The sequence below is a fragment of the [Clostridium] aerotolerans DSM 5434 genome, assembly GCF_000687555.1.
GTDB classification, from domain to species: domain Bacteria; phylum Bacillota; class Clostridia; order Lachnospirales; family Lachnospiraceae; genus Lacrimispora; species Lacrimispora aerotolerans.
Genome location: NZ_JHWJ01000029.1, coordinates 1 through 10,635, shown reverse-complemented (window position 1 = coordinate 10,635; position 10,635 = coordinate 1). Strand labels below are relative to the sequence as shown.

The following is a 10,635-nucleotide window of genomic DNA, read 5'->3' as shown; positions in this document are numbered from 1 at the left end:
GAAGCCTGTGTGGCTCCGTGGATTGAAATCAATAGTTGCCACATTATTCCCCCTCGTTTATTTGTCGAAGCCTGTGTGGCTCCGTGGATTGAAATTGTAATGCCACCAGAAAACTCCGAATAATCCATACGTCGAAGCCTATGTGGCTTCGTGGATTGAAATTCTAAGTAATCATAATATGCCTTTGCTAAAATGTGTCGAAACCTATGTGGCTTCGTGGATTGAAATCTCCACACCTTTTATATAAAGAGTCTGTAGCCCAGTCGAAGCCTATGTGTCTTGGTGGATTGAAATCTTAGCTTTTGTGGTATTTATACCAATATTATTTGTCGAAGCCTATGTGGCTTTGTGGATTGAAATGTCCCTATACTTGGCTATATCAAATTTTTCGCTCGTCGAAGCCTGTATAGCTTCGTGGATTGAAATACAGATTTATATGTAATAATGCCTTTTTTCTGCGTCGAATCCTGTGCGGCTTCGTGAATTGAAATTTTTCTTTTTGCCATATATTTTCTATAGCTCCTTTAGTCGAAGCCTTAATAAGAGTTATAGAGTGTCTTTCAGGAGCTATATGTTAATGTTAATTACTAGACCGTCTTTTGGTAAAACAAGAAAACAAAATACAGTGTAATTGAGCATTATTAATTACACATATAATAAATCTTTGAATCCAGCTGAAGTACTCAGTTAATTTCAAAGATTTATTTTTGTTCAAACTATTATCTAAAAAGTCACTTTAATGTAATTCAACTATACAAAAATCGTCAAATTATGTTAAAATATTACATATATATCAAATTGGAGAATAATATGTGGGACCACTTAAAAATTGTAATAATGAGAGTAACATTTAAAGCTTTAAAAAGAGGTAATTTACCACCTTATTTAGGATCTACCGTGCGGGGAATCATGGGGCATTGTATTCGAGATTTTGAATGTACGGAACCAGACTTAAAATGCATTCAATGTGAGAAAAAAGACACGTGCTTGTATGTGAAATATTTCAGCAATACTGGTAAAGATGGTGGTGCTATAAATCCATATACCATTCATGTTTTAAAAGATGGAAAAATGGAATGGAGAGAGGGAGACGAGTGTGAGTTTGATTTAACCTTATATGGATATGCAGCGGAACAGCCTGGAATATATCTAGACGCAATCATCTCAATGCAAAAACGAGGTTGGGGGGCTGAAAGAATACCATTTCAACTTAATAGAATAGTAAATAAGCAGACAAATCAGCTTATATATGCCCAAGGAAAAACGTGGATTAGAAACTTAAGCAATTATGAGATTAAGGGCGAAGAAAGAGATGCCAGATGTGTTCTTGTTTCCTTTGATACACCATTAAGAATTGTAAAGGGGAAGGAGTTGTGTAATCTTCCTACGTTTTCTGACTTGATACGATTTATTTGTGGGAGAATGTCGTTAATATCACAGGTATGTGGAAACCAGAAAATAGAATGGAATGAACAGGCTATATTAGAACAATCAGAAAAAATTAAGATTGCAGATAGTAAGCTTAGATTTGTTGACTTTCAGCGGTACTCCATAAATCAGAAGGATAATCGATTGGAACTTCCAGCTGTAGAAGGTTTTATTATATATGAGGGAGATCTAAGATATCTGGTACCGATATTAGAAGCTGGCAAACAATTTCATGTAGGTAAAAATGCAACCATTGGTTTTGGACACTATGAAACTTATTACGATAAATAGGAGGGCGAGTATAATGGAACAAAAGGACCCAAAAACAAAAGAGATGAAAAATGAAGAGAAAATGAGTAAAGCAATTAATCAGTTGGGTGAAAATTACATAAATATGGAACGGTCCATTGTGGAACAGCTAAAGATGATGACGCCCAGTCATCATCTTACAACTGGGACATTTCGTGAAGAAGTCTGGAAAAGTATGTTTGAAATGATGATACCTAAAAAGTATTGCATTGATCAAGGAGTTTTTATTATTGACAGCAATGGAGAAATTTCAGATGAGGTAGACCTAGCAATATTTGATGAAATGTATACACCTTATATCTTTAAATATAATAAAATAAAATTTATTCCAATAGAAGCAGTGGCAATTGTTGTGCAATGTAAATCTACTATAAATAGCGATGAAAAAATTGATGATTTAAAAGATTGGTTAAAAAGTATAAATAAATTAACAACTTCTCAGAACTCAGTGGTTAGGATTATTAATGGATTATTGGATAATGATTATATAGAGGATAGTAATAAGGCCCAAACGGGAACTAGGCCTATAAAGATTTTATGTGCTACTCAAATTAATGATAAGTCTGCAAAAAAAATATTAGATAAAAAGAAGTTCTTTGACCTTATAGTAACTACAAAAGAGAATCGTTTAAAGATGTATGTCGATAAAATTGAGGAAGATTTCAATGTTTGGTATAATTTTCTAAACCATAACAAATCAGATCGCAAGCCAGCCGAATATAAAACAAGTAAAAATTTTGTGAGAAATCTTGAAAACCTCAAGGTAAAAGACAAAGATGGAAATGAAAACGTAATTATGTCTCTCACATTTCAACTAAATCAATTATTAATGATAATTAATAACCCCATGCTGTTTCCTCACAAAGCCTATGTTGATATGTTTAATAGAGAATTTCAAAATTATAAAAAATAAACTCGGGGGGATTTAAGTATGAAAAATAATGTTGCAAACACTATACTCCTAGCTGCATTTGATGTAAGTGGAATTCAAGAGTTTATTTTTGCGACCAATCGTCTAAAGGAAAATGCAGGTGCGTCGGTATTAGTAACCGATATATTGAGAAATGAACTTCCTATCGCATTAAAAAATCTGGAACAAAATAATTTCCATTGTAAAGCTATTGTGGACTGGGAAAATGCTAATAACAACAGAATTTCCCCACTTTCCTGGATTGATAATGATAGTGAAATATGTGCGGAAATTATTTATATTGGTGGGGGAAATGCAATTGTAGCATATAAGGATCGAGAATCGTATAATAGCACTCGAAAATATTTAGCTGAGAGTCTGATTAAAAAGTGTCCTTATTTAACTATATCATCTTGCATAAAAGAAGTCCCACTCGTTGATTTTCCTAAACAGAGGGGTGAGCTGCTGGCTGACCTTGCAAACAAGAAAAGAGGAATGTTAAGAAATCAGATTATCTCTACTTTCCCAATTGTTGAACAAGACACCGCATTTGGCTATCCAATCACAGATATAGATGAGTGGGGAGAAAATATTACCAGCATTCAAAAGGATAAGCGTCTGGCATTTAAAAAGGATTTGAGTAATAAAAATTCAATATATCAGACGACATTGCCAACTGGATTCTCATATGCAATTGAGATGCCCCACATGGTTTCTGATACAAATAGTTTTGTAGCAGTAGTACATATTGATGGCAATAGTATGGGAAATTTATTCCATCAGACAATAGATAATATGTCAACTGAATTTGGAAATGCCATAACAGAGATGAGAAATCTCTCTGTCGAAATTGCAACAACATATCAAAAAGTGTTCCGTAAGATAATGAATCAATACAGTAAGTATGTCAAAACTTCCGCTAACACAGATTCAGGAGAGAAAATCATACCGCTTCGGCTAGTATTAATGGATGGGGATGATGTAACCTTTATTTGCAATGCAAGTCATGGAATTCCTCTTGCAGCAGCATTTTTAAGGGAATTAATGAGGGAAACCAAAGGGAAATTCACTGCATGCGCTGGTATCTGTCTAGCTCATAGTCATTTTCCATTTCGGATCTCTTATGAAACAGCAGAAGATTGTTGTGCAAGCGCAAAAGAAAGTTGGTACCGGGATCATACAAATCCTGCTGGCTTTGTTGATTTCCAGCTATTAAGGGGAGCTAGTGAAAGGGAACTAGTAACAATTAGAGAGGGAATAGATAATAAGAAGAGTCTGATCCTTACTCGTCCATATAAGATAGTTGATGGAACGGATAGGAAAGAAAAAGAATCTTTTGAGTGCTTCCATAATCAATTGCTCAGATTGCCATATAAAAACAAAGAGGTACAAGGTGCATGGCCGAGGAGTCGATTAAAAAAGCTTCATGAATCCTATTTAAAAGAGCATGAAGATTTAGAAGCACTAAAGATGGAATATAAATCCAGGGGATATTGCGTAGATGAACTTGCCGGAGGCGCAGACAGATCCTTATTTGATGCATTAGAGGTCATGGATTACTACGACAAAGATCTTTATGAGAAACTGTGTGAGTCTAAGTCAGGAGATACCATGGAGACGGGAGGGGGGAGATCTGTATGAAACATAGTTGGTGGCTTGAAATTGCATTAAAAAGTGATCTTTGCGCTGCAACAGGAAATGGAATAGAAGGATTGGTCGATATAGAGACTGCCCAGGAACATGGTTTACCAGTGATACCAGCAAAAAGAATAAAGGGTTGTCTTCTGGATTCTGGAAAGGAACTATTAGATCATGGCTTTGTCCGTAGAGAAGTTGTAAATCATTTATTCGGACAACCAGGACATAGTATCAGTTCAAAACTTCATATAGAAAGCGGTTACCTTTATCAGGTACCAGGAGCATTTTTGGAACAAGAAGAAATTTTGACCCTTGAGGACTATGAATTATTACAAAAAGAATTGGAGTATCAAAACGACTTAAATTTACAAGTGATTCTTTCTATATTTACCCGACTCCGAACCAGGACAGCTATGGATATAAATGGAGTTGCAGAAGGTGGGACTCTTCGAACCATGCGTGTAGTAAAAAAAGGGCTTGTATTTCGAGCCAGGTTAGAAGTAGATGGGGATTTAGATGAGGAAGAATATCAGCTTCTTGAGTGGTGTGTAAAAGGAACCCGTCATATTGGATTAGGAGTTACAAGAGGTTTTGGTGAAGTGACTTGCTGTTTAATACCAATGGAAGAAAAAAGGATTATGCCAGCAATACATCTTTCACAAAATATAGAAAAGGAACAAAAGGTTAGATTAAATTATAATATAGAGCTGTTGGAACCTGTATTGCTTGCGGGGAAAAAAGGGCTGTATGAAGATTGTGAAGACTGGATTACAGGAAGCTCTATGAAAGGAGCAATTGCATCCATGTTCATTGAGGAACGAAGGCTATCTGGCAATCTTCATGAAGATAAAGATTTTAATCGATTATTTATTAGTGAAGGCATAACTTTTGGGTATGGTTTCTTTCAACAGGACGAAAACGTATATTATCCTTGTCCGGCTTCCGTTGTAAGAAGCAAGGGAGGAGGCCCACTGATAGAAAATAAGGTTACTTTTGACCGGTTATACGACACAGATACAACAAAAAGAGTAAAAGAAATTCACAGCCTGGTCTCTATTTCTAATGAAGGAATATATTTAAGTTCACCGGAAAAAGAGATGAGGATGCACCATGCAAGACCAACCGACCGGGGAATTGGACATGCCTTGGGAGATCGAACAGGTGACAGAAAAGATATGGGACAATTTTATCAGTACGTTTCTCTGGTAAAAGGACAGAAATTTTCAGGCAGCTGGCTGGGAAAAAATGAAGATATCCAGTTGATATTACAATATCTGGAGAAAAGAAATGGAAGGCTGCGTATTGGTCGTTCAAGAACTGCGGAATATGGAGCAATCCGTTTCACACCTGAAGCAATTTCGAAAGTAGATTTGTATACAAACAAAGATGAAGTATCCAACCACTGGATCATACATTTTCTTACTCCCATGATTCCTTTTAATAACAATAGCCTACGGACAGAAGCTAACCCGGAATGCTTACTATATGAATGGAACCAAAAGGGCGTTAAAGCGGTAATAAAAACTGCCTTTTTAAAATTCACCCGAATCGGTGGGTACAATAGCCGTTGGAAGCTTCCCGAAGGTCAATCCCCTGCTCTGGCGGAGGGAACTGTGCTGGAAGTTGTTACAAATGAATTAGTCTCCAGGTCTTGGTTTGAGAATCAACATTTTGGTATTATGACTGGTAGTGGATTAGGTATGGTTAGAGCAACCGTTTATAATTCTAATAAGAAGGAAATTCCTATATTGACAAAAGAGTCCGTTTTAAAACAACAAGTTGTAAAGAATCCATTTATTATAAAGCTGAAAGAATATAGCCAGAAGTGTAAAACGAAAAGAGGGGATTATTTAGAAGGACTTAAAACGGAAAATTATAAAGTGCTCTATCCATCTGCAATTGAATATGTAATTTCAGTGGTTGAGGATATGAAGGATTATTCTTATGAGAAAGTGCTGGAAGAGGTACAAAAGATAAAGAACAAGGAAAAAAGAGATGAAATAAAGGATTTTCTTTCACCCTGTAAGGATAAAAGCAAAGACTTTATAATGGCATATCTGGAGAAGGAAAAATGGGAGGCAAGAGATGGGGGGAGGTAGCTTGGGGAATAAAATATGTGGAAGAATTTACGTGAGAATCTCGGGTGTTTTGTCGGCTCCATTACTAGTTGGATCTGGTGAAAACAATAATTCGGATAATGATGTAATACTTGATAGCAGCGGAACTCCATTTCTACCAGGTGCCTCCCTTGCTGGTGTTATGCGCAATTACCTTTATAATCATACTTTAAACAATGAGTTAAAAAAAGAAGATATCATTCATCTATTTGGAGCAGACCGGGAAAAAACTGCAAAGGGAACCAATCATGAACCAATGTTAGAAGAGAGGCAAAGCAGATTATATGTGTATGATACTCCTCTTTTTCATTCCTTTGTAATAAGGAGAGATGGAGTAAGGCTTAATGAAAGAAAAACCGCTGTAGATTCTGCTAAATACGACTATCAGGCAATCGAGAGAGGTGCTGCCTTTGTAATACGTCTGGAAATTCTTCAACGTGATCAAGACGTGGAGAGAGAGACAGGAGATTCCCATCAGCAAAGACTTAAAAACGCTCAGAAAAGGGACTTACATAATATAGAACTATGTATCGCAGGAATGATTCGGGGTGAGTTAAGGGCAGGAGCTAAAAAGCACAGAGGATTTGGTTCTTTTTCCGTAGAAGATGTTAAGACCCAGTCATTTCATATGACCGATATAAATGAGTATAAAGATTGGCTTAATTGGGATTGGGAGATGCCTGATGCATTTGCTGGAAAAAGGTCAACGCATTTGGCAGGAGAAGATTTGCAATCTCATTTTAAAAATAAAAATAAGTTGAATCATGAACTTATTATACCTTTAAAAATTGATGGTACGTTACTGATTCGTCAATATGATGGAGAAGCGTTAAAAGATGGTACATTACCAGACAGTGAAACATTAAAGGTAAAAGGAGTCAAAGAGCCTGCTGCTATCATACCTGGAAGCACATGGGCAGGCGTTTTCAGAAGCCGAATGGTAGGAATTATAAGGAAACTGACTGAAACGAATCACTGGGAACAGGTACAAGGCTATCTAGATCCCTTATTTGGCACATGGGATATGAACTCAGTCAGACAAGACCAATCGATTTTAGCCTCTGGGCTCCTATTTGAGGAAACTCTAATTTGTGGAGGACATAGTCTCCCGATTACCCGAAATTCCATAGATCGTTTTACTGGTGGTACTGTAAAGGGAGCTTTATTTACGGAAAGTGTTTGGGTTGGTGGAACCCTAATGGTAAAAATACAGATACCGGATATGCCAAAGCCAGAGTTTATGCCGTGGCTTGGCATGCTTCTTTGGGTTGCTAAGGATTTGCAAAATGGTCTTTTATCCGTTGGTGGGGAAGGAAGTGTAGGGCGCGGGATTTTTTGTGGCAATGGGGAAATATCCTTAGATGGTATCGCTCTTGATAATCAGAAGGAATACCAGATGGCTGCTCTAAAATGGTGCAAATGTGTTACAGAGGGAGGGGAAGATGAGGGTGTGTAATTCATTGGTAAAAGAAATACTTCCTGAAGATATTTATGGAGAAATTAATAAGAACTTTACAGGGAATCCCTTTTTTTACGCAGTTTTAGAGGATGCAATTGTCCTTGGAATATATCAAAATGGTCAATTTCTTGCTGGGCTTGCAAAAGATGGAACCTGTTCTATAAAGACGCTAATGGCTGAGGAAATATTGGAAATTAGAGTCTTTGATAAGGAGAAGGAGTGGAAGGCTCTTAAGATGGGAGATACTTTTTCTACTCGTCTAAAGAAGGATGTACAAGAGGATCAAGAGCCTGGATTTGTTGAAGAAACACAAAAAATGTGGGGAGCTGTAAAAGTGAGTGTGCAGATTCCAGGATGGTGTCTTTTAGAATCCGGAAGGGGAAGCCGTATTCTGGTACCACTGGAAGGAGAAGTCGGTCAGGAAAAGGCTGTTATAGTAAGAAAGTATTATGAAACGCCAGATCATGATAGAGAACTATTCCGTTTTACAGATGAAAGATTGTGTGATATTACAGAATGGCAGAAACAGGAAGAGGTGATAAGAAGTAAGGAGGAAAACCATGAAGACTAAGTGGCAAGAAGATACCAAAGAGCGTTTTATTAATCCTTATAATTTTATTCCTTTGGAAGAAAAAGTATCTCGAAAAAAGGTGGATCTTTCATATAAAGATTCGTATACCGGATATTTTCAATGCAAGTATCAATTACTTACACCGCTTATCATACCCAATACGTCTAGCAATCAGGCATTTTACAGAGACGGTGATGATTCGGACAGCGTAAGCTATGACTTTTTTTCTTATGAAAATCTCAATGGAAAACGGATGTCTGACAATGAAATGTATCGGCCAGTAATTCCAGGTTCAGAAATAAGGGGAGCAGTAAGAAGTGTCCATGAGGCTGCATTCTGCGGCTGTATGTCAACTGTTACAACGGATCATTCTTTAGATCGTAGAAGTCCGAAACCCAAACGACCAGGCGTTTTAAAATATGAATCAGGTGAATGGAAACTTTATCCTTGTAAAAGGGCAATGCTAAACGTGGAAAGGAAAGGCACCAAGATTGGCAGCGGAGACGAAAAGAAATTTGGTGAAAAAGTTCTTGAGAATAAATATAAGGAATGGAGCGAGGGCCAGAAAATTTACGTTTGTCTAGGTGATGAATTTAATAAAACCAGAACTGAGGTTGTAAGTGCTTATAGTATCGACTATCAAAAAAGCAGTTCAGACCGGGTCTGGCAATGTGGTTATTTGCATAAGGGAGAAGCTTTTCTTAAAAAACATCACGAATCTGTGTTCATAAAAAATGGGAACAAACCTTTTTCAGTAAAAGAAGAAGATATACGTGCATTGGGGACAGTAATATCCCAATATCAAAAAAACGCACCAGATAATACATATAAGAAGATAAGTAAACCTTATAAAGATTATAAAATAGACAAGGATAAAACAATTCCAGTTTATTATTATAAGGACAATGGAAATGCTCCATTTAGTTTTTCGCCAGCTTGCATAGGTAGAGAATTAACCGACAATAGCATAAGCGCAATATTGGAGCACAACGGTGCTCAGCCTTGCGAAGACAGTACATGCGTATGCCCTACTTGTTCTATCTTTGGTATGGCTTCTAATAAAAAAGGTAATCATGCAGCTTTATCCTCAAGAATTCGATTTTCCGATGCTAGTGTAAGTCAGGATATAACGGATGAGGAAGTGAAAAATTATTATTTGCCTCCCGTATTTTTGGAGCAAGGGGAGCCAAAGCCTGGAACAGTAGAATTTTATACGTATCAGCCAGAAGGTTTGAGAAACGGAAAGAATAACTCTGAAAAGGGTTATTGGACATACGATTATTTTATTGATAATAATAAGAATAGACAGATGTTGGAAAAAGGTCTTCCTAAATTAAGAGGAAGAAAATATTACTGGCATTCAGAAGTGAAAAATAGTGTGTTTAATAATCATAAAAAATTAGGTCCAATGAATCAAAGAGTGAGACCATTAAAGAGCACGCCAGAAAGTATATTTGAAGGAAAAGTATTTTTCGAAAATCTATCAAAAGAGGAATTGATGCAACTAAAGTGGGCTTTGGATTTTCATGACAAAAGCTGTGCTCACAAAATAGGTCGGGCAAAACCTCTTGGCTTTGGCAGTACAAAAATTATAATTGATTCTGCAAAAGTCAGAGAGATTGATATGGAAACCGGGGAATGGTTGCTTCGTGATCTTGATGTGAATACCATGATGGATGAATTTTCTGTAACTGGAGAGTCCGAAGAAGTTCTCAAAATAATTGCAAACTGGGAAAAAAGACCGGAATTGATAAATAATAAAAAGCCAGGTACAAATGTTTACGTGTCGTATCCAATAGTAAAAGGTGAGAGTAAGGATAAAGAAAATAATAAGAATTCAAATGCATCTCATCAGTGGTTTAACGGAAATCGTAACCGATTGCCTGGGTCTAATCCTATGAATCCAACGTTTGCAAAGGTTCTTCCAGAAGTAAAGGAAGAGGTGGGTAACGATAGTAACAAGTGGCTGTATAAATTAGTTAAAAAATAATATGTAATTTTAAGCAGTAGAGTAGTATGTGGTACTTATTAAATGGTGCGAACCCCAAGTGTACATGAAATACCTGGGGGATTCGCACCATGAAATGTGCACAAAAATATTAAGATGCGGTTTTTGGATTGTTTTGTTTGTGTTTTTTTATAATCTCATTTATAATAAATGTGCAATGTGAACAAATAAAATAATGATAATTGTATACTTTTG

Annotated in this window: 7 protein-coding genes; all 7 read left to right on the top strand. The window is 36.6% G+C overall.

Going from position 1 to position 10,635, the window contains the following annotated elements; translation table 11 throughout:
- The first annotated feature begins 771 nt into the window (after positions 1-771).
- From cas6 to T546_RS0121900, 7 genes are read left to right on the top strand one after another with little or no spacing between them, the layout of a single operon-like run.
- Positions 772-1,719: a CRISPR system precrRNA processing endoribonuclease RAMP protein Cas6 gene (gene cas6 / locus T546_RS0121930; protein WP_084326582.1), complete on the top strand. Its 948-nt coding sequence runs from the start codon at positions 772-774 to the stop codon at positions 1,717-1,719.
- Positions 1,720-1,732: 13 nt separating this feature from the next.
- Positions 1,733-2,650: a DUF6602 domain-containing protein gene (locus tag T546_RS24295; RefSeq protein ID WP_051630042.1), complete on the top strand. Its 918-nt coding sequence runs from the start codon at positions 1,733-1,735 to the stop codon at positions 2,648-2,650.
- 18 nt (positions 2,651-2,668) lie between these two features.
- Complete coding sequence (locus T546_RS0121920) at positions 2,669-4,288, top strand: Cas10/Cmr2 second palm domain-containing protein (protein WP_026893450.1); 1,620 nt, start codon at positions 2,669-2,671, stop codon at positions 4,286-4,288.
- Positions 4,285-6,384, top strand: a complete 2,100-nt coding sequence (locus T546_RS0121915; RefSeq protein ID WP_026893449.1) for an RAMP superfamily CRISPR-associated protein — start codon at positions 4,285-4,287, stop codon at positions 6,382-6,384. Before T546_RS0121920 ends, T546_RS0121915 begins: the two co-directional genes overlap by 4 nt.
- On the top strand, positions 6,371-7,858 hold the full coding sequence (locus T546_RS24290) for an RAMP superfamily CRISPR-associated protein (RefSeq protein WP_051630040.1): 1,488 nt from the start codon (positions 6,371-6,373) through the stop codon (positions 7,856-7,858). Before T546_RS0121915 ends, T546_RS24290 begins: the two co-directional genes overlap by 14 nt.
- Positions 7,845-8,432 (top strand): type III-D CRISPR-associated protein Csx19, encoded by a 588-nt coding sequence (gene csx19, locus T546_RS0121905; protein ID WP_026893448.1) that lies wholly within the window; start codon positions 7,845-7,847, stop codon positions 8,430-8,432. Before T546_RS24290 ends, csx19 begins: the two co-directional genes overlap by 14 nt.
- Positions 8,422-10,422, top strand: coding sequence for a TIGR03986 family type III CRISPR-associated RAMP protein (locus tag T546_RS0121900; RefSeq protein ID WP_026893447.1), 2,001 nt, complete (start codon positions 8,422-8,424; stop codon positions 10,420-10,422). Before csx19 ends, T546_RS0121900 begins: the two co-directional genes overlap by 11 nt.
- Positions 10,423-10,635: the final 213 nt, after the last annotated feature.

Bases quoted from the DNA above. Each gene is read 5' to 3' on its own strand.
- T546_RS0121900 (WP_026893447.1), top strand. From the start codon at position 8,422: ATGAAGACTAAGTGGCAAGAAGATACCAAAGAGCGTTTTATTAATCCT.
- T546_RS0121920 (WP_026893450.1), top strand. From the start codon at position 2,669: ATGAAAAATAATGTTGCAAACACTATACTCCTAGCTGCATTTGATGTA.
- T546_RS24290 (WP_051630040.1), top strand. From the start codon at position 6,371: ATGGGGGGAGGTAGCTTGGGGAATAAAATATGTGGAAGAATTTACGTG.
- T546_RS24295 (WP_051630042.1), top strand. From the start codon at position 1,733: ATGGAACAAAAGGACCCAAAAACAAAAGAGATGAAAAATGAAGAGAAA.
- csx19 (WP_026893448.1), top strand. From the start codon at position 7,845: ATGAGGGTGTGTAATTCATTGGTAAAAGAAATACTTCCTGAAGATATT.
- cas6 (WP_084326582.1), top strand. From the start codon at position 772: ATGTTAAAATATTACATATATATCAAATTGGAGAATAATATGTGGGAC.
- T546_RS0121915 (WP_026893449.1), top strand. From the start codon at position 4,285: ATGAAACATAGTTGGTGGCTTGAAATTGCATTAAAAAGTGATCTTTGC.